This is a genomic window from Pseudobutyrivibrio ruminis HUN009, from assembly GCF_000703005.1.
Lineage (GTDB): Bacteria > Bacillota > Clostridia > Lachnospirales > Lachnospiraceae > Pseudobutyrivibrio > Pseudobutyrivibrio ruminis_A.
The window spans coordinates 2,187,679-2,207,459 of the sequence record NZ_JNLH01000001.1; the positions used below are offsets into that span (position 1 = coordinate 2,187,679).

At 35.9% G+C, this 19,781-nt stretch carries 17 protein-coding genes; 3 read left to right on the plus strand and 14 right to left on the minus strand.

The window, feature by feature from the left end; genetic code table 11:
- Window positions 1–18: 18 nt before the first annotated feature.
- From BO15_RS13295 to BO15_RS0109920, 4 genes are all read right to left on the minus strand, one after another.
- Window positions 19–1,218 carry a helix-turn-helix domain-containing protein gene (locus tag BO15_RS13295; RefSeq protein WP_052169880.1) on the minus strand — a complete coding sequence of 400 codons (1,200 nt, stop codon included), beginning with the start codon at window positions 1,216–1,218 and terminating at the stop codon, window positions 19–21.
- Between the two features lie 110 nt (window positions 1,219–1,328).
- Window positions 1,329–2,144 (minus strand): endo alpha-1,4 polygalactosaminidase, encoded by an 816-nt coding sequence (locus BO15_RS0109910; RefSeq protein ID WP_033154174.1) that lies wholly within the window; start codon window positions 2,142–2,144, stop codon window positions 1,329–1,331.
- Window positions 2,131–3,363, minus strand: coding sequence for a hypothetical protein (locus BO15_RS0109915; protein ID WP_033154175.1), 1,233 nt, complete (start codon window positions 3,361–3,363; stop codon window positions 2,131–2,133). Before BO15_RS0109915 ends, BO15_RS0109910 begins: the two co-directional genes overlap by 14 nt.
- Before the next feature lie 21 nt (window positions 3,364–3,384).
- Complete coding sequence (locus tag BO15_RS0109920) at window positions 3,385–4,104, minus strand: DUF3592 domain-containing protein (protein ID WP_033154176.1); 720 nt, start codon at window positions 4,102–4,104, stop codon at window positions 3,385–3,387.
- Window positions 4,105–4,224: 120 nt separating this feature from the next.
- Here BO15_RS0109920 and BO15_RS0109925 point away from each other — a divergent pair, with 120 nt between their 5' ends.
- Window positions 4,225–5,193, plus strand: a complete 969-nt coding sequence (locus BO15_RS0109925; protein ID WP_033154177.1) for a tRNA dihydrouridine synthase — start codon at window positions 4,225–4,227, stop codon at window positions 5,191–5,193.
- Here BO15_RS0109925 and BO15_RS0109930 read toward each other — a convergent pair.
- On the minus strand, window positions 5,187–5,453 hold the full coding sequence (locus tag BO15_RS0109930) for a zinc-ribbon domain-containing protein (RefSeq protein WP_049960262.1): 267 nt from the start codon (window positions 5,451–5,453) through the stop codon (window positions 5,187–5,189). The two genes, BO15_RS0109925 and BO15_RS0109930, sit on opposite strands and share 7 nt — an antisense overlap.
- Window positions 5,454–5,590: 137 nt before the next feature.
- A complete protein-coding gene (locus BO15_RS0109935) occupies window positions 5,591–7,687 on the minus strand; it encodes an elongation factor G (RefSeq protein ID WP_033154178.1) in 2,097 nt (698 codons plus the stop codon).
- Between the two features lie 172 nt (window positions 7,688–7,859).
- Between BO15_RS0109935 and BO15_RS0109940 the strand changes: the two genes are divergently transcribed.
- Both BO15_RS0109940 and aroA read left to right on the plus strand, forming a co-directional pair.
- Window positions 7,860–8,960 (plus strand): prephenate dehydrogenase, encoded by a 1,101-nt coding sequence (locus BO15_RS0109940; RefSeq protein WP_033154179.1) that lies wholly within the window; start codon window positions 7,860–7,862, stop codon window positions 8,958–8,960.
- Complete coding sequence (gene aroA, locus BO15_RS0109945; protein ID WP_033154180.1) at window positions 8,960–10,234, plus strand: 3-phosphoshikimate 1-carboxyvinyltransferase; 1,275 nt, start codon at window positions 8,960–8,962, stop codon at window positions 10,232–10,234. Before BO15_RS0109940 ends, aroA begins: the two co-directional genes overlap by 1 nt.
- A gap of 18 nt (window positions 10,235–10,252) precedes the next feature.
- Here aroA and BO15_RS0109950 read toward each other — a convergent pair whose 3' ends face one another.
- From BO15_RS0109950 to BO15_RS0109985, 8 genes are all read right to left on the minus strand, one after another.
- A complete protein-coding gene (locus BO15_RS0109950; RefSeq protein ID WP_033154181.1) occupies window positions 10,253–12,346 on the minus strand; it encodes a hypothetical protein in 2,094 nt (697 codons plus the stop codon).
- 112 nt (window positions 12,347–12,458) lie between these two features.
- Window positions 12,459–13,238: a ZIP family metal transporter gene (locus BO15_RS0109955; RefSeq protein WP_033154182.1), complete on the minus strand. Its 780-nt coding sequence runs from the start codon at window positions 13,236–13,238 to the stop codon at window positions 12,459–12,461.
- 91 nt (window positions 13,239–13,329) lie between these two features.
- Window positions 13,330–14,988 carry a methyl-accepting chemotaxis protein gene (locus BO15_RS0109960; protein ID WP_033154183.1) on the minus strand — a complete coding sequence of 553 codons (1,659 nt, stop codon included), beginning with the start codon at window positions 14,986–14,988 and terminating at the stop codon, window positions 13,330–13,332.
- A gap of 190 nt (window positions 14,989–15,178) precedes the next feature.
- Complete coding sequence (locus BO15_RS0109965) at window positions 15,179–15,688, minus strand: SEC-C metal-binding domain-containing protein (protein WP_033154184.1); 510 nt, start codon at window positions 15,686–15,688, stop codon at window positions 15,179–15,181.
- 108 nt (window positions 15,689–15,796) lie between these two features.
- On the minus strand, window positions 15,797–16,870 hold the full coding sequence (locus BO15_RS0109970; RefSeq protein ID WP_033154185.1) for a C40 family peptidase: 1,074 nt from the start codon (window positions 16,868–16,870) through the stop codon (window positions 15,797–15,799).
- Window positions 16,871–16,962: 92 nt separating this feature from the next.
- Entirely contained in the window at window positions 16,963–17,880 is a 918-nt protein-coding gene (locus BO15_RS0109975; protein ID WP_033154186.1) for a bifunctional riboflavin kinase/FAD synthetase, read from the minus strand.
- 3 nt (window positions 17,881–17,883) lie between these two features.
- Window positions 17,884–18,798, minus strand: a complete 915-nt coding sequence (truB, locus tag BO15_RS0109980) for a tRNA pseudouridine(55) synthase TruB (RefSeq protein ID WP_033154187.1) — start codon at window positions 18,796–18,798, stop codon at window positions 17,884–17,886.
- Window positions 18,799–19,776 (minus strand): DHH family phosphoesterase, encoded by a 978-nt coding sequence (locus BO15_RS0109985; protein WP_033154188.1) that lies wholly within the window; start codon window positions 19,774–19,776, stop codon window positions 18,799–18,801.
- Window positions 19,777–19,781 lie beyond the last annotated feature (5 nt).

Consider the following 19,781-nt stretch of genomic DNA (forward strand, 5'->3'; position numbering starts at 1 on the left):
TCTACAGCTTTTTAATAATTATCGCTCTTGTCCTGTGGTAACACGACCTTCTTCCTCGGGGTCATACCCTGTCCAAATATCATCGCCAAAATTGTAATAATAAATGCTAAATCGCTCTAATGTATTACCCTCGAAGACATATGAAGATAAATCTTTCAATAAATAGTCTTTATATTTTACCAGATGCCCTCCATTAATAAGGCTATCCGGATATGATAGATATACATAAACAATTTTATTATCATCGTCATCAAGTAACGCATACTCATATACGCTACTTTGACCATCAGATGCGATATACGCAGGATAATTATAAGACTCCTCGTCATACAAAATCTTATTTATATGATAGTCACTATCTTCCTTGCTAGTGTCATAGATAGTACATTTAATTTCAGATAAACGTTCTACTTCCTTATCATAATTCTCATCTGTATATGTGGCCTCTAAAATTATGTCGCCATCTGTATCAAAAAGCCCTGTTTTAAGAAAATACTCATAGTCTGAGGATAACATATCAGATACATCGTCAGGAAATATTAATAAACTACTGTTTATATCTCCTCCGTATTCCTCTAATATGTATTCTTTATCATAGTTTTCAATTCCTGTTTTATGTACATAAGGTTGCGACATTTCATAAAAGCAAAGAACATATATAAATAAAAACACAAGAATAAATCGCAAACTAAATATAGCAAGAACTCCTACAATAACTTTTACAACTAGACTAAAATGCTTTTTCTTCGCCAGCTTCTGCAAAATACCATTAGTATACAAAGTAGTTATTGCCATACCAACAAAGCCAAGAAAAGAAAAAAGAATAGCCAAAGCCCTCATAAAATTGGGCTCATAATTAATGCATTGAAGCGCAATTGCAAGAGTAAGTAAAAAGGTCCCCACCAAGCTAAAGCCTCTTACCCAATTAAGCAGGTTAGTTTTTTCAGCATCTGCATAATCAGCCATTTTCTCAGCAACATCATGTAATTCTTCATTCATCATATCGCTTTTTCTTTCACCTTCAATTATCTCGCGAACGTCTACATCAAAAAAGTCAGCGATTTCTACCAGCAAAGATATATCTGGTAAATTACTTCCAGTCTCCCATCTTGATATAGTTCTTGAGCTCACATTGAAAACCTGGGCAAGCATTTCTTGAGTCATTTGTTTTTCATTTCTAAGCTGTTTTAAAAACTTGCCAATTTTCTGTTGATCCAAAGTGAATTTCCTCCTTTCGTTGATAATTGAAGTATAAAATATAAGCTAAAAATTAACAGGACACAAAACGAGAGTGCCCTGTTTTAAGCTATTAGACAAGGTTGTCTAATTTATTTTAATTCAAGTGAATGAGAAATGTATGGGATGTATCCCATTTTGCTAGCATAGTTATACGCCTCTTCTTCTACCTCGGAATCATTTGTATATTCCAGTACATATGCATCTTTATTATCATCCAATACCATATTCAAGTAATCACTAAAATACTCTCTATCTTCCTCGGTATTAATCCCAAAGGAATCGTTATCCCAATCAATGCAAGTGTAAACACTCTCCTGATTAACACCATCCAAAATGGCATCCAAAGAATAATAGCGATTATAATACTCAGTTACATAACTATCTCCGCCGTTAATAAGAACATATCCGCCTTTGTCCTTTAAATCCTCCAGTATATTTGATACACCAGAAAAGATTTCTTCTGTAGGATACTGATAATAAACATCACAATTATCTACAAAAAATCCATCGACACCCTTATCCATAAGTTCATCGGCCTTGGCGGAAATAAACTGCTGCCATTTTTCCTGGGTAACATCAACCCACTGTTCATCTTCCCAATTTTCATATGTTCCTAAAGTAATGTCTTCATAATCACTGTAATAGTCTCTGAAGTTCTCAATAGAGCCTATGTTGATGTACGTATATACGATATGCCCATCAACCTGCAAGCTTGAAATCTCTTCTTCTGAATAATACTGAGCATCAATTACAATAGTGGATGCTAAATCTCTGTCTTCTAAATCCTCTGGATTAGCTCCATTATAAACGCCATATTCATGAGAAGGCTCAATGCTGCCACACCCAAGAAAACATAATAATGTTGATAAGCAAACAGAAATAATACAAATCTTACTGAACTTCATCAATGTAATATACCTCTACACCCAAAATATCTTTAGCAATATATAATCTTAATTCATCCTCATAACCTTCTGTTGCAAGATAATATATTTCATCAGAAACACTCATTTCTTCTTCAGTAAATGACTCTGAATCAACTGTCAGATAATGTGTATCTGGACCTCTGTTACTATGATGTATTTCAGCATCTACAATAGTTAACTCTTCCTCAGATTCTACTTGCGCTGTAACTACAGATATTGAATCAGATAAGAGCCACCCACTATATACTCCAAGAATTGCTACACAAATATAAAAGTATTTTTTATATTCTCTTTCTTTTGGAAGAAGGCCAAACAGTAAAGTAACAATAACAGCAAAGCCAATAATTTCAATCGTAAATACGGTATAATTCACATGATTAATATTCAAAAATACCTTTAACAAACCAAACAAAGATGCAACTGCAGCGCACCAGATAGGAACTTCTCCCGATGCATACATACTTTTATCGTAATTAGTTTTGTCTTTATGCTCGAAAACCATGTAATTTCTGAAGATTATAAAGTATACCCATGCTACGAGTATGCAAATAATATAAATCATGCAGAATAACTTGGTGTCAATAATCAAAGAAATACAAGGCACTGCAAACAGAAGAAATCCCAAAACATAATTTATATTTTGAAGAATCTTAACTTTATTTCTTCTTGATTCTTTTTCTTCTTTAGGGATAGTTTTGTCTGTAGACCAATTGTCTTCTACGAAATAATCTCCAACTGATTTATTAGCATCTTCTTCAAGACGAACATCTACTTCTTCAGGACTTGCAATCTCCTCGGCAAATCTTCTGGCGTTTACCATATTAAGCTCAAGACCTACAAGCTTTTTACCTTCGTAATCATATAAAACAATACATTCATCCTGTGGAGAAAGCTTCACAGGACGAATTTCATATCTGGCAATATCAGATCTACTGAAGCTCTTTGATGAACCTATAAAAGGTGTATATAAATATTCCCTTCCTTCTTTAATGACATATAAGCCACGTCTGAAGTAATCCAATAAAATAAGGCTGCCTAAAAATGCCACAATTAAAGCAGTCACAAAGCATACTGACTGTCCATTTTCAGGACTTATAAATAGGCCTAGAATAGCTAATCCAATTGCAACTATCTCAACAAAAATTCCCAAACCTATAACGATACCAGACTCATGTACTTTATAATCATATTCTGTCATTGAATTAAATCCTCCCGCGTATTAGGTATAATCTCTTACTATATCTGCAGCCTTATCTACAGCATCTACATAGTACTTCTTGAAATTATCCGGGTCCACATAAATATCAATGGAATCTCCGGTCTTGTAGGAATCCCAAGGATTAAAATCTAAAACATTGCTTTTAAATTTATAAATATATCCATCAGTAGGATTCTTATATTTGCAATAAATTCTAAAAGGATGTCTACCATTAATTGTTATACTGTAATCCTGCTCCATAGATTCTATTTCACCATAAATATGCTGCCCACGTTCCAGCAATCCTGCCTTCTTTCTCTTGTTAAGAATACTAACAATAAGAATAATGTAACCAATTAATGCAAATAGTCCTCCTAAGCCAACAAACATCAACGTGAAGAATAAATCGCCATCGTTTGTATGAATATCTGTAGGATTATCAGGATCAATAAGCAAATCTATTTCTTGCCCCTCATACATACTACTTGAATAGAAATTTAAGTGAACATCTTCGTAATACTCTCCATCAAATTCAAACGAAACAAAAACATCATAATCAGTTTCATCTCCACGATCATCAACGATGATATTGTCAATTACACCATTCACTTCAACTGCGGATTCTTTAAACTGAGACGACTTTACATTTGTCATAATTCCAACGATAATTAAAATCGTTCCCACTAGCGCAAATATACCGCCAAAGATGGCCATAAAATACTTTGTCATAAACTTATTCATAAATATATTCCTCCCGTTAAACAAAATATATTCTCGTATAATACTTAAAAGAATTCAAGTATTGTCATATAAAAATTTTATTCTATTGCAATTCCTACATGTGCCTAATAAAATACCCATATGAAGAAATTATATTTAGCTCCACTTGAGGGCGTAACAGACAGCATTTATAGAAATACTTTTTGCAAATATTATGGCGGCGTAGATAAGGTTTACACCCCATTCATATCTCCTAATTCTACTTTTAAATTTACAACAAGAGAATTCAAGGATATTGACCCAGAAAAAAACGATGTCATTATCACTGTTCCTCAGTTGCTCACTAATAACGAAGATCATTTTTTATGGGCAGCTGCTGAAATAGCAGCTTTAGGCTTTAAAGAAATCAATTTTAACCTTGGTTGTCCAAGTGGTACTGTAGTTGCCAAGAAAAAAGGTTCAGGACTTTTGTATTATCCTGAGGAATTGGATATGATGTTGGATAGTGTCTTCAACAGACTCGAAACAGAATGTGCAATCAAAAATGCTAAGGTGCCAAATATTTCAATTAAAACTCGCCTTGGCAAAATAGAACCAGAAGAATTCTATGAAATACTTGGTATATATAATAAATATCCTATTTCAGAATTGACTATCCATCCAAGAATTCAATCAGATTATTATAGAGAACCAATCAGAATGGAATTCTTTGATTATGCAATGGCAAATTCCAAACACCCTATTGTATATAATGGAGATTTGACTTCCGTTAACGACATCAAACAAATTGAGGAACAATATCCTAACGTAAATGCGATAATGCTTGGCCGCGGTTTGATTTCAAATCCAGAATTAGCATTAAGTTACAATAATCAAATAGATAACCAAACTATTGATTTAGATACATTCAAAAAGTTCCACAATGAATTACTAAATCAATACATTGATATCCTTTCAGGCGAGAAACCTGTACTTCATCGCATGAAAGAGTTCTGGTCTTTCTGGCAATCAAATTTTAATGACTGTGAAAAAACAATCAAAAAAATCAGAAAAGCAAACAAAATCCAGGAATACAAAGATTTTGTTGCTCTTCTGTTAAATAATTACTGATTAACTGCTATAGCTTCTGGAGCTACAATTGCTTCTTTAGCTATAGCTTTTGTTATAATTCCACCTCTTTCGCAGATTGGGCAAACCTCATAATATGTTGACGACAACGGAAGAACCGGAACAAAGAATAATGTAAAATACAGCCTATTTCTTACAATCTTGTAATGGGAAACATTGTTACAATGTGGACATTTGTACAACTGACGATTGTCTACTCCCATCTCTTTATTCATTCTTCTTGTACCAAATAAAATTAACATAACTTTTCTCCTTTGAATTTTTCATCTGAGTAGTATAATAATACTTACTATATGTAAAGTCAATACTAAAGTTGTGATTAACTACTAAAAAAGGGGCTACCATTCGGTAGCCCCTTAGTTTACTTTTTATCTGTTATTTATTCCTCATCGACATCCTTGATCTTATTAGCGCGACGCTCAACTTCCTTGGCCTGAACATCTGATGGAACCTGCTCGTAACGAGCTAATTCATAAGAGAATGTTCCATATCCACCTGTCATAGAACGAAGTGTTGTGTCGTATCCATAAAGCTCTGCCATAGGAACCTCAGCAAGTACTTCTGTCTTTCCAGCTGTCTCTGTAGGATTCATTCCAAGTACACGGCCACGACGTTTGTTCAAGTCGCCCATAACGTCACCTGTGTATGCATCAGGAACCACAACCTTAAGAGTTTCAATTGGCTCCAAAAGGATTGGATTAGCCTTCATGATACCTTCCTTGAAAGCCCCCTTTGCAGCAACCTTAAATGCCATTTCAGAAGAATCAACTGGATGATAGCTTCCATCGTAAAGATTAGCATGAATTCCAACTACTGGGTATGCTGCAAGCGGACCAGCCAGTACTGCTTCCTGCAAACCTTTTTCTACAGCTGGGAAATAGTTCTTAGGAACAGCGCCACCCACAACTGATTCTGTAAAGTTGTAATGCTCTTCCATATTTCCTGAAGGCTCGAATGTCATCTTTACATGTCCATACTGACCATGGCCACCAGTCTGTTTCTTATACTTATACTCGACATCAGCTTTACCTCTGATTGTCTCTTTGAAAGCAATCTTTGGCTGGCTAAGCTCAATATCTACTTTATATTTTTCATTGAGCTTTTGAACAAGCATGTCGATATGTCTATCACCAATACCATAAATCAGTGACTGGCTGTTTTCGCCATCATTAACAACTCTTAGAGTTAAGTCTTCAGCACATAGCTTTGCAAGGGCCTGAGCAATCTTATCCTCATCCCCCTTATTCTTTGCCTTATATCTCTTGTAAGTATAAGGTGTAGATAAAGGTGTTCTGATGTAAAGGATTGGATTAGCCTTTGTAGAAAGAGAATCTGTTGTAGCAACCTTTGAAAGCTTAGATAAAGCACCGATGTCACCAGCATGAAGCTCAGGTACTTCTTCTGCCTTACTTCCTGTTAAAATATAAAGCTTGCCGATTTTCTCTTCTGTTTCCTTATGTTTATTGTAAAGTAAATCATCTGTTTTAAGAACGCCAGAATTAACCTTAATCAATGAATATTTTCCAACAAATGGATCTACAATAGTCTTGAATACGTATGCACTCTTTGGCTTAGCAAAATCATAATTTGCTTCGTAAACCTCATTCGTATTTGCGTTAATTCCAGAAACCTTGCGATCCTCTGGACTAGGAAGATATTTTACAACGTCAGTAAGCATTGTGTACTGTCCGCGATTTGTAAGATTTGAGCCCATCATAACAGGAACAATGTCGCCTGTACCTACATTTGCACGAAGAGCCTGACGAATTTCATCCTCTGAAAATTCTTCGCCGCCAAAATATCTGTCCATGAATTCCTCTGATGTCTCGGCAACAGATTCCATCAAAGCCTCTCGATATTTCTCTAAGTATTCCTTGTTATAGTCAGGTACATCGCAATGTTCTACAGTGCCATCTGCCTTCCAGCGCTTTCCGATTTGCTGTATAACATTTACATAGCCAACGAACTCTCCATTTTCACGAATTGGCAAATGGAAAGGAGCAATCTTTTTGCCATATAAGCTTTGAAGTTCTTCAACGATTTCTCTATAGCTGGCATCATCTATATCCATGTCAGTTACAAATACCATTCTAGGAAGATTAAACTTATCGCACATCTCCCAGGCCTTTTTTGTACCAACTTCAATTCCGCTTTTTCCAGATATAACAATAATAGCTGCGTCAGCTGCACTAACAGCTTCCTCAACTTCTCCAACGAAATCAATGAATCCTGGTGTATCTAGGAAATTAATCTTGGTATCGCCCCATACGATAGGTGCTAAAGATGTGTAGATAGAAAACTTGTTTTTTTGTTCCAATTTGTCATAGTCACTAATGGTATTACCAGCCTCGATAGTGCCCGGCTTGCTGATTTGACCAGCTAGAAAAGCCATTGATTCGATGAGACTGGTTTTGCCCGCCCCGCTGTGACCAAGTAACACAACATTTCTAATCTTGTCCGTAGTAAAAACCTTCATGTGCCGTACCTCCCAATAGTTATTTGACGCTTTAACCCCGCCGCGCCATGTTGTTTATAAAACTTATAATTATTATATTTAGTATTCAGACTATTTACAATGAGTAAATGTGATATTATAAAAGAAAATAATCGCTTTAAAGTGTGAAAGTGAATTAGAGGTGAGGGTAATTATGAAAAGTAAAACAATAGGATTTGTTGGGCTAGGTTTAATTGGAGGCAGTATCGCAAAAGCGATATTGAAAACATATCCAAACACTAGAATTCTTGCAACAGCTTCAAGAGAATCAACTATTGAAACAGCATTTGAAGAACGACTTATAGATAATAACGGATTGCTTAAGATTCACCAGTTTGGTCAGTGTGATATTATTTTTCTTTGCTCTCCTGTTAAAGTCAATTGTGACTATTTAAGAAAACTTAAAGACGTAGTTAAGCCAGATTGTATCATCACAGATGTAGGCTCAGTAAAAGGGGATATTACTGCAGTTGCCAGAGAGCTTGAAATGACCAATCAATTTATTGGGGGACATCCAATGACAGGTTCTGAATTAACAGGTCTTGAGCACTCTTCTGCTTCACTTTTAGAAAACGCTTATTATATCCTTACAGCTGATTCAGAAATGAATAAGGAAACTTACTCTCAGTTCGCAGATTATATAAAAAGCCTTGGAGCCATTCCAATTCAGCTTACTCCAGAGGAACACGATGAAGCTACCGCCACAGTTTCACATCTTCCTCATGTAGTTGCAGCAGCTCTGGTAAACCTTGTTAATGACACTGACGACGACCGCAAAATATGCAAAACCATTGCAGCAGGCGGATTTAAAGATATTACAAGAATCGCATCAGGTTCACCTACAATGTGGCAGCATATTTTCCTAAGTAATAAGGATGCAGTGCTTAAACTGATAGGCGATTTCAAGGATGAATTGAGCCAATTCGAAAATGCGATATCTTCATCTGATCCTGATGAGATAATTAATCTTTGGACAAAAGCGAAGGACTATCGTGATTCTATTACAATTCCAGACAGTGCCCACTCACGATTCTTCGAACTGTACTGTGATATTGACGATAAACCTGGTACACTTGTAGGAGTACTTCAATTGCTTGCCAATGCAGAAATTAGTGTTAAAAATATAGATATCATTCATAACCGTGAGTTTGAGCCTGGTGTTCTTCGAATCGAATTCTACACCCAGGATGCTTTAGATAAGGCCCGCACAGTTCTTACTCACAACAATTACTATACAAGACAAAGGACAAATTAATGACTATTACAAAAGTAAAAAGCTTAAAGGGCGAAATAACAGTTCCAGGTGACAAGTCTATTAGCCACCGCGGTGTAATGTTTGGAGCTATTTCCGAAGGAATTACTGAGCTTACAGGATTCTTGGATGGCGCTGACTGCCGTAGCACAATCAGTTGCTTTAAGGCTATGGGCATTGATATCACTCAAGAACATGATCATGTAGTTATTCATGGAAAGGGTCTAAAAGGACTATCCGCACCTTCAAAAATGCTTGATGTAGGAAACAGCGGAACTACCACCAGATTGATTTCAGGAATTCTTGCAGGACAAAAATTTATTAGTTCTTTAAATGGTGATGAATCTATACAAAAGAGACCTATGGGACGTATCATAACCCCGCTTACAAGTATGGGCGCTCATATCAAATCAATTAAAGATAATGGTTGTGCTCCTCTAGAAATAGGAGGCGCTCCACTACATGCAATTCACTATGACTCACCTGTTGCCAGCGCCCAGGTTAAATCCTGCGTACTTTTGGCTGGATTGTATGCAGACGGTGTTACTTCAGTAACTGAGCCAGTTATCTCTCGAAATCACACAGAATTGATGCTAAAGGGATTCGGTGCCGATATCAAATCAGAAGGATTAACAGCATCAATAGCTGGCGGTCCAAGACTAATTGGTCAAAAAATTACAGTACCTGGAGACATCTCCTCTGCTGCTTATTTCATTGTTGCAGGTTTAATTTGTCCTAACGCAGATTTACTTATCAAAAACGTAAATACGAATCCAACCCGAGCAGGCATTATTCAGGTTGCAAAGAATATGGGCGGAAACATTGAATTATTAAATGAGCGCATAGTTTCAGGAGAACCAGTTGCTGATATTCATGTAAGTTCAAGCGATTTACATGGTTGCGAAGTATCCGGTGAAATCATACCTACTCTTATTGATGAACTTCCTGTTATTGCTGTTATGGCAGCATGTGCTAACGGCACCACTGTTATAAAGGATGCAGCAGAGCTTAAAGTAAAAGAAAGTGACCGTATTGCTACAGTCACCGAAAATCTTAAAAAAATGGGTTGTGACATCACACCAACCGAAGATGGAATGATAATTGTTGGAGGGAATCCTTTACAAGGAGCATTGATTAGCACATACAAAGATCATCGTATTGCAATGTCTTTCGCTATTGCAGGCCTTGTTGCCGATGGTGAGACCTCATTTGATGATGAAGGATGCTGTGTAATCTCATATCCAGATTTCTTTGAAACATTAAAAGCACTATCGTAAATGCGATAGTGCTTATTTTTAATCATCATATCTTTTCATCCATAATTTTAGAATATTGCCATCTAAGTCCATGTAATTTGTCAGTTCACTTCCATCCGATTTTTTAATAATCACTTCTGTTTTATCATTATTTATGCCAACATAACTATAATCATATGTTTCAGTACTGCCTTTTAAATGAATTAAATCGAATTGATTCTCATTCCTTATTCCAATAAAAGTATAAGGATCTGCAGTTCTTATAATATCTTCGTAATCATAATCCGTAACTACATTACCATCCAAATCAATAATGCTATATTTATCATCTTTTTCCAATACGACAAATTCAATTATATTATTTTCATCGGCACATGCATAACAATCATAGTGAGAATCTAAGGTAAGTATAGGCGTGCTATCCCTATAGAAGCAAATTAAACTACTATCAGAATAATCCTCTTTATTTTTTTTATAAAATACCTTTAAATCTCCAGTGCCTTTTACCTTTCTATAGAAATATGAATCATCAAAGAACTTTCCATCATATGTCATTAAAGAATCACTATCAAAAGTATTTCTATAACTGAAACTTACAAGCTCTTCGTCATCACAAAAAAGAACTTCAGTGATATTGCCACCAGCTAAAGATTGACCCTTACTATCAATTAAATCAAGCTCAGTATTGTTATAATTAATAACCAACGATATTTTAAAGTTTTGTTCACCTGATACAAAACTAAAAACTGGCAAAGTGAGAACATCGTCATCATCAGATATAAAGCCATACTTATCATTTAAATCAGAATGATAACAAGCTACACCATTAGCGAAATATGTATAATCACCTGATAGAAGAAATCCACCCATCTCGTTTGTGAATGGCATAAATATAAAATGATGTCTATTCTTATCATTACTGTTAGATTTGTCCAATAATAAATATAACAGATACTGTCGCTCTGAAGTCTTAGCATTAACGATATATGGAACCTTTTTTATCTTTTCTCCAGAAGTATTTACGAAATGACCATTATAATCGTATGCTATCCCCTCAGAATCAAAGGCTAAAGGCTCATCATATATTGCCCCTGTATCTACTCCTGTTTTAAGATTAATAAGACCATATTTTTCTTTATAAAAGCAAGACCAGCTTGGCATTCTATTACGAACATTGTATTGAACAATCTCTTCATCAACATCGTCAAAAGGATCGTCATAATAATTTCTGAACCAAACCTCACTTACAGTCTTTCTTTCTGAGACCACATTTTCATTATCATCTAAAATATCCATATCCCCTTCAATATAAGTGAATCTCATAAATACAAACAACAGTGCTACCAAAAGGCATACACAGTAGGTTATTCTCTTATCTATATGAATATGAGGATTTGGAAACTTAATATACTTTTTAGGCTTAGTTTTAGATTCTTCATGTATTTCAAAATCATTTTTGTCCAGTTCGTCAAAATGAAGAAGCTCTATAGTTGGTATATTATTTCTGTCAAATACAGGGCCTTGATAATTAAAGCATTTGTTAAACAAATAAATCGAAATATATATTTCAAATACAATTTTAGCAGTAAAAAGAATGCATATAACAGCCACTAATAGTGTTTTCTTTATTAGAAATTCTGAAATAAAAGCTACAACTATAAGCCCATTTATAACAATCCATTTTCTATTATATTTCTGAATCTTATCGGATAATCTTGTGTCGATCCTATCATATGCATAACCTGTAGCTTCCTTAATTAACAATCCGAATATACGATATTCTAAAGCGAATTTTAAAATTATAAGAATACCTATGTAAAGTACACCAATGTTGTTCATTCCAGGTGAAAAGAAACTAATAAATAGTTCAATTATATCAAGATAAAGAATAATACTAAGCCACTTTGTCTCCTTCAAAAAAGCTTTAGATTCTTTGAATGTGTTGTACAAAGCAATATCTATCAATATTTTTGCAATATACAGCAAATAATCAAATTGCGAAAATAGTGGAAATGAATAAAAACCTATTAAATGAATTAAAAGATTGATAAGACTAAAACCCGCAAAAACATATAACCCAATACTTATTCTAGAGAATTTAATTTTGTCCATAACTTTCATAACATCCTTCATATACTATTCTACCCATAAATAAAGCTGACAATTATTGTCAGCTTTATTCTTTATAGTAGTATATTACTATTTATTAAATTCATAGTCAATACCGTTTTAAAATTACAAATCATCATCCTAGAGCAACATCAAGAACCATCATCAGAACAAAACCGATAGAAAAAGCAATCGTTCCAAGGTTCGAATGTTTTCCTTCAGACATTTCAGGAATCAACTCTTCTACAACCACATACATCATCGCACCAGCAGCAAATGAAAGAAAATATGGCATTAACGGAACAACTAATCCTGCCGCTACAATTGTAATAAATGCAGCAATAGGTTCCACTATACCTGACAAAACACCCCATAAAAATGTTTTGTGCTTAGGCATACCTTCAGATAAAAGAGGCATCGATACAATTGCTCCTTCAGGAAAGTTCTGTATCGCTATACCTATAGAAAGTGCCAAAGCTCCAGTTGCTGTAATTCCTACTTGGCCTGATTTAACTCCTGCAAAAACAACACCAACAGCCATGCCTTCTGGAATATTATGAAGAGTCACAGCCAATATTAATTTTGTGGTTCTTTGCAGTCTGCTATGAGGACCTTCGTCCTGCTTATCCATATGCATATGAGGTGTAACGCAATCCAGGAAAAGCAAAAACCCTGTACCAATAAGAAAACCTATAGCGGCTGGCAAAAAAGACAGCTTACCTAGATACTCACTACTCTCAAGTGCTGGGGAAAGTAAACTCCAAAATGAAGCCGCAACCATTACTCCAGCTGCAAAGCCTGTAAGAATCTTTTGTAATCTATCAGAAATCTCATCTTTTAATATAAATACCATTCCAGCACCAAGGCTTGTTCCAACAAATGGTATTAAAATTCCAAGTATTACATTTATATTCATATTAGCACCAAAAACCCCTCCCTATTCAAACTATAAATAGAATAACATAAGGGAGGGGAATCTTATCAAAAAATAATGTTGTTGAGAAATTTTATTGGAAGAATGCCATTTCTTCCTCAAGAGTATGTGCAACCTTATTTAGGCTAGCGGCTTTAGTGGTGAGAGCCTCCATTGTATCTGCTAATTCCGTCATAGAAGCTTTTGTTTCTTCTGAACTTGCTGCATTCTCTTCGGAAATCGAAGAAAGTGAAGAAATAGTATCTGAAATCAAATTACTTGCTTCCTCAGTCTTATGTACATTAGATACAATGTCTTTCGTCAAGGTGATAGATTTATTAATATCTTCAATTAAGCTATCAACTTGTTCGATTGTTCTATGAATAGTATGACGTTGTGTAGTCATAGTCTCCTGAACCTGTCCAGCCTCTTCCATTGTCTTATTGGAATCAGAAGAAAGTCCCTTCATAGCCTCCTGGATATTCTGTGCAGCTTCTGCTGACTGATCAGCCAATTGTCTAATTTCATCTGCAACAACTGCAAAGCCTTTTCCTGCTTCGCCAGCACGAGCAGCCTCAATACTTGCGTTCAAAGACAACAAATTAGTCTGAGCTGCAATTGCATCGATAATAGAAACAGCTTCGCTAATAGTCGTAACTGCAGTATTAGTGTTACCAATCAATTCAACAATGCCATCAATAGCAGTTATACTTTCTCTAGTAGTCATTCTAAGCTCTGTAAGCTTGTCCTGGCTGGCCTTTGAATTTTCCTGCATTGAATCTGCCAGGCTTTGCATTTCCATTGCATTGGCAGTTATCGTCTCAACAGCATCATTAATGCTATTTACTGATTCTACTGCATCCTGCAAAGATTGGGCCTGATTTTCGGCACCTGTGGCGACCTGACCAACTGCAATACTAACGCTTTCTGTAGTATCTGTAATTGTCTTTACTGTATCAGATAAATAGCTAGCAGATTCATCCACTTCATCAGAAGATATTCTTGCGTTTCCGATAACAGATCTGATTCTTGCCGCCATATCAAACAATGCCGATGACATTTCACCTAATTCATCATTTCTATTTTTAACCTTATCGCTAAGAACAATCTCCAAATCACCAGTTGCCATCTTACGAACAGCCTTAACATTTTCATCAATAGCTTCTATGATTTTAACAGTGTATAAAATAGCAATTACAGTAAATAAAATAACAATTGCAAGTGCTAAGGTAACAGTCCACGCTACTCTCTTACTAATATAATGAGTAATTTCTATTTTCTTTAAACCAACAAAAGCCATACCATATACATTACCTGAATCATCAACTAATGGTTGATATGCAACATAATATGGTTCATTATCTATCATTACATTCTGAGCCTGATAGCTCTGATTTCCGTTTAATACTGTAGCAATAACAGCGTCTCCAGCTTTTGTTCCTACAACGCCAGGAATACTTGAACGTACTCGAGTGTCTCCAAGGAAGAAAGTATAATCATACCCTGTTTCAGCAGACATTTCTTCTTCCAATGTAGAAGATTCATCAACTTCAACACCATCATAGGTGTAGTCAAGAACCTGAGCATATGAAGTACAAGTAGCCATTACGCCAGTCTCGACCTCGTATTCCATACCACGTCTTAGGTTAGCACATCCTACAATAGTAGCTGCTGTACCAACACAAGCAAGTGATACTACAACCAAGCCAATAAGCATGATTCTCAACGACGCACTTTTGCTTTTTTTATCCATATTCGACCTCCGTGTTTTCTCCCTTCTGGTCGATTGAACAGTATTACTTTCCTTAGCGAGTAAACCGACTAAATGGATTATATCTAAAATGTGAGTATATTTTGTGTATATTCTGTTAATTCTGACAAATATGCGATATTTTTGGAATTAAAAAGCACATCCTCTAAAGGATGTGCCAAAATAACTTTAATTATTTTTTGTTCATGCAGCAGTGCTTATACTTCTTTCCAGAGCCACATGGACATGGATCATTACGTCCAACCTTTTTCTCTGAACGAATGATTGTGTGCATATTCTTAGCTTCCTTTGTAAGAGCCTTTCTCTTGTCCTCATCAAAAATCTGCTCCCACTGTGGAAGACCATAAAGCCAATCAGCCTTTGCATCAATCATGTTCTTGAAAAGCTTTTCCTTATCGAACTTAAGAGAAACAACTGTATCCTCTTCCATTGTCTCGATAGGGTTTGGTGTAACAAGTGATTCATTGATGCCATCTAAGAAACCAACCATAGGCATAACATCGATTTTATATTTCTCGGCGAGCTCCTTAACAGTACCCTTTACCTCTGTATCAGGATCGTCAAGTAACTGCTCGTAAATGCCTTTCTCTAAAAGAAAATAATTCTGCCAAAATCTCTGTAAATCAGCCTGTGACTGATTCTGATTGTAGGCAACCTTCTGCCAATTTTCTAGTAAACTCATATTATATTCCTCTCCAATTTGTAATCTAATCCGTGGCTAAGCCACGCATAAAATTATACCATACAGAAAATTAAAAGGCTAGATACTATGCGGTATCTAGCCTTTATACTAATCATAAATAACTCTGACACACTTGATAGGTGTTCTGTATGTATAGTTGGAAATCTTTATTCCATCACGCTTGTTTGAAGCATGTACAATCTGACCACCACCAATGTAAATTGCTACGTGGTTAATGTAGCTTCCCTTTCCATAGAAAATTAAATCTCCTGGCTTTAACTCAGATGTAGAAACGGTTGTACCTTCATTGGCCTGAGCCCTAGATGAGTGTGATAGATAAACACCATACTGAGCCATGATCTGCATTGTAAATCCAGAACAGTCGCAACCATTAGTAAGGGATGTACCACCCCAAACATATCTATTACCTACAAACTGAAGCGCATAGTCACAAATAGCTGTACGAACATCAGAAACACCCGCGCCATATCTAGCTTCTGTAAGTGTCATAGCAGTCTTAAGAGAAAGATCTACATCAACATATTCTGCTGATACATAACCCTCATCTCCGTCTACGTCTACCTTAATCCAATCATCGTCCTGAGTATTGTCAAGAATAGCTACTTCCTCACCGTCAGCAAGCTGATAAATAATCTCACAATCAGTGTTAGGCTCTACACGAACACGAAGACCACCAGTATTTGATGTAGCAACGTATTCTGCAAGCTCTGCAGCCTTTTCCCAGGCCTCATCGCCAGTCAATAGATACTCAGATAAAACATATCCTTCTACCTCGCCTGACTTGATATAGCTCCAATCGCCCTCAGTGCTAACAATTTCGCAGGCAGCATTTGCTGGAAACTTACCAACAAGCTTACCTTCTGTATCTGCTGACTCGCGAATGTTTAAGTTTCCTTCAGATACATTACAAATACCAATATTTGTGTAGCCATAAATATCACCGAGTGATTTTGCTGTAGCAACAGCATCTGAATCTGTAACAGAAACCGACTCTAGTGAAGCCAAATCTACCGCACCGGCTGTCATAACGCCAGCAATAGCTGTGCTAGAAGCATCAGTATCAGAAGCAACATCTATATTATTTTTTGTATCGATACAATAATCAAAAATAAGTGCCGTAGCACAAACTAATGAGAAAGCCGAAATAATGCGCTTTTTCATAGTACCTCCAAAGTAAAAAACTTTTAACGCAACATGCAAATTATAGCAACCATTGAGATAAATGTCAATATTTCGTAACATTTTTGCAATAATTATCTATTGAAATATGCTTTTGCAGTTGCTTTATCCTTATTCATTTGATTTTTAAGCTCTTCTACTGAACCAAATTTCTGCTCTGGTCTGATGAATGTATGGAAAGCTACCCTTACGTATTTTCCATATAAGTCTCCGTTATAATCAAGGATATGGGTTTCAATTCCAACTATTTTTTCATCTTGAACAGATGGTTTTGTGCCAACATTGGTAACACCATGATATATTCTTCCATCAAAATCAATGGAGGTTGCATAAACACCGAATTTAGGCACCAGCTTTGTCTTTTCAGGCATAATATTGATTGTTGGAATACCAATTTTAGTACCTAAATGAGCACCGTGTACCACTTCGCCCCATACGAAATAGTCATATCCTAACATATCATTAACTATATCGATATGACCTTCCTTAAGCTCTTCGCGAATATAAGTACTGCTTATATCACGGTTGTTCTTTTGAATCTTGTCATAAACCTTTAATTCAAAATCAAACTCCTTAGAAAGCTTTTTAAGAAGTTCAACATTACCTGCACCCTTGTAACCAAAAGTAAAATCAGCGCCAACAACCATATATTTCATATTTAGATTGTCGACTAGAAGCTTTATAAAGCATTCTGGGGCAGTTTCCATAAGCTTTGCATCAAACGGACATTCAACCAAATAATCTAAGCCGTTATTTTCAAGCATAAACACTCTCTCTTTATTTGTAATAAGAGAAGGTGTTTTATCATTTGAAACAATGGCTCTTGGAGTATTTGTAAATGTCACAAGACATGAACTAAGTCCATCCTTTGATTTGCTGATAATATCAGAAGTTAAAAGATGATGTCCCTTATGAATACCATCAAACTTGCCTACAGTGATTGCTGTAGGAGTAGAAATTTTAGCGTCAAATAATGAATGTAAATATTCCATAGTTTATTCCGTTCCTTCGAGAAAGAACTTCTCCAATGTAAAGATAGAATCCCTGTAAGTATATACTCCCAAAAATCTATTATCAGGTAAGTAAATTCTATATTTATTTTCCTCTTCAAATGAGCTTACAGCTTCTGCAAAAACGTGAGTATCAGGAATTGGAGCACCGTTTATAGCATGCTTAATAGCGTCCTCAGTAGGAACAACAAATACAGTCCCCATTCCCTCAAAGGCATGATCTATAGGCATCATAATGCCATCGATATTGCCTGCTTTAACTATTCGCTCTATTTCATCTAAGGTGTGAGCATCACTAATATCAAACATGCTCACTTTTGTACGAACAAGAGACTTCATGGCGCAACCACAGCCTAATGCCTCTCCTACATCATGACAGATAGACCTAATATAGGTGCCTTTGCCGCAATGAACTCTTATTGTAACTAATGGCAATTCCATAGAAATAATATCTATGCTAAAAACCTGAACAGGACGAGGCTTTCTTTCAACCTCCTTACCGGCTCTGGCAAGCTCATAAAGCTTTTTGCCATTAACCTTTAATGCAGAATACATAGGTGGAACCTGCATGATATCACCAACAAAGGAATCCAAGGTGTTTTTAACCTGTTCCTCTGTCACATCTACAGATTTGCGATTTAGAATACGACCACTCATATCGTAGGTATCAGTCTCAATACCAAGCTGCATGACACACTCGTAAACCTTATCTTTATCTGTAAGCATATCGCAAAGCTTAGTAGCTTTGCCAACACAAACCGGAAGCACACCTGTGGCGTCTGGATCAAGAGTGCCAGTATGTCCGATTTTTTTTATTTTTAATATACCACGAAGCCTGGCAACCACATCAAATGAAGTATACCCGGCTTCTTTATAGACATTGATTATGCCACTATTCATTTAATATAATCCTAACTCTTTAAGCTGTTTTTCAACCATAGAAACGATATTATCGATAACGTCCCATGGTCTATCGGTATCTACTGAAAAGCCAGCTGCTTTTTTGTGGCCGCCGCCTCCGTAAACACCTGTTATAACTGTTAAATCTACATCTCCAGTTGCTCTAGTGCTTCCCTTGAAATCTCCATCAGCAAGCTCATATAAAAATACAGCAACCTCAACACCTGTTGTATCACGAAGCTGTTGAACAATGCCTTCCAAATGCTTGCTTTCAGCACCAAATTCTGCCATATCCTCAGCTGTAATAACAGCTGCAATTACCTTGCCATCAAGGTATGTTTTGCACCCCAATAAAGCCTTACCAAGCATACGATTTTGAATCATTGTCTTAGCAAAATATGTGTCAGTGCAAATTTTTGGATAATCGATGCCCTTAGTCATAAGGAAGCCTGCAGCCGCCATAGTAGCTTCTGTAGTACATGAATATTGGAAAACACCTGTATCGTGGATGATTCCTAAATATAGGCATTCTGCAATATCCTTAGTGATTTTCTCCTTACCAATTTGATTATAGACTAATTCGCATGTAGAACTGTCATCTGGAATAATGTAGCTAAATTCCGAAAATCCATTATTGCTGAAATGATGATCGATACACACTGTATGCTTTGCTTTCTCAAAGAAATTAAAAGCATCTCCAAGTCTTGAGCCCTCTGAACAATCAAGAGCTATATATAAATCGAAAACAGTGTCATCTGAAACAGTATGTATATCCTGAATCTTATCAGCATTCTTTAAAAATTTGAAAATGTTTGGAATGGGATCAAGATAAACATGAGCTTCCACATTAGGATAGTAAGTAACTATATAATTGTACATAGCAAGGCAAGAACCTACGCAATCTCCGTCAGGTCTGATGTGCCCGCTTATACCTACTGTCTTTGCATTTGCCAAAAGCTCATGTAAATTATCTATCATATTCC

Bases quoted from the DNA above. Each gene is read 5' to 3' on its own strand.
- BO15_RS0109950 (WP_033154181.1), bottom strand. From the start codon at position 12,346: ATGAAGGATGTTATGAAAGTTATGGACAAAATTAAATTCTCTAGAATA.
- BO15_RS0109985 (WP_033154188.1), bottom strand. From the start codon at position 19,776: ATGATAGATAATTTACATGAGCTTTTGGCAAATGCAAAGACAGTAGGT.
- BO15_RS0109975 (WP_033154186.1), bottom strand. From the start codon at position 17,880: ATGGAATATTTACATTCATTATTTGACGCTAAAATTTCTACTCCTACA.
- truB (WP_033154187.1), bottom strand. From the start codon at position 18,798: ATGAATAGTGGCATAATCAATGTCTATAAAGAAGCCGGGTATACTTCA.
- BO15_RS0109935 (WP_033154178.1), bottom strand. From the start codon at position 7,687: ATGAAGGTTTTTACTACGGACAAGATTAGAAATGTTGTGTTACTTGGT.
- BO15_RS0109915 (WP_033154175.1), bottom strand. From the start codon at position 3,363: ATGACAGAATATGATTATAAAGTACATGAGTCTGGTATCGTTATAGGT.
- aroA (WP_033154180.1), top strand. From the start codon at position 8,960: ATGACTATTACAAAAGTAAAAAGCTTAAAGGGCGAAATAACAGTTCCA.
- BO15_RS0109920 (WP_033154176.1), bottom strand. From the start codon at position 4,104: ATGAATAAGTTTATGACAAAGTATTTTATGGCCATCTTTGGCGGTATA.
- BO15_RS0109965 (WP_033154184.1), bottom strand. From the start codon at position 15,688: ATGAGTTTACTAGAAAATTGGCAGAAGGTTGCCTACAATCAGAATCAG.
- BO15_RS0109970 (WP_033154185.1), bottom strand. From the start codon at position 16,870: ATGAAAAAGCGCATTATTTCGGCTTTCTCATTAGTTTGTGCTACGGCA.
- BO15_RS0109940 (WP_033154179.1), top strand. From the start codon at position 7,860: ATGAAAAGTAAAACAATAGGATTTGTTGGGCTAGGTTTAATTGGAGGC.
- BO15_RS0109960 (WP_033154183.1), bottom strand. From the start codon at position 14,988: ATGGATAAAAAAAGCAAAAGTGCGTCGTTGAGAATCATGCTTATTGGC.
- BO15_RS0109930 (WP_049960262.1), bottom strand. From the start codon at position 5,453: ATGTTAATTTTATTTGGTACAAGAAGAATGAATAAAGAGATGGGAGTA.
- BO15_RS0109925 (WP_033154177.1), top strand. From the start codon at position 4,225: ATGAAGAAATTATATTTAGCTCCACTTGAGGGCGTAACAGACAGCATT.
- BO15_RS0109955 (WP_033154182.1), bottom strand. From the start codon at position 13,238: ATGAATATAAATGTAATACTTGGAATTTTAATACCATTTGTTGGAACA.
- BO15_RS0109910 (WP_033154174.1), bottom strand. From the start codon at position 2,144: ATGAAGTTCAGTAAGATTTGTATTATTTCTGTTTGCTTATCAACATTA.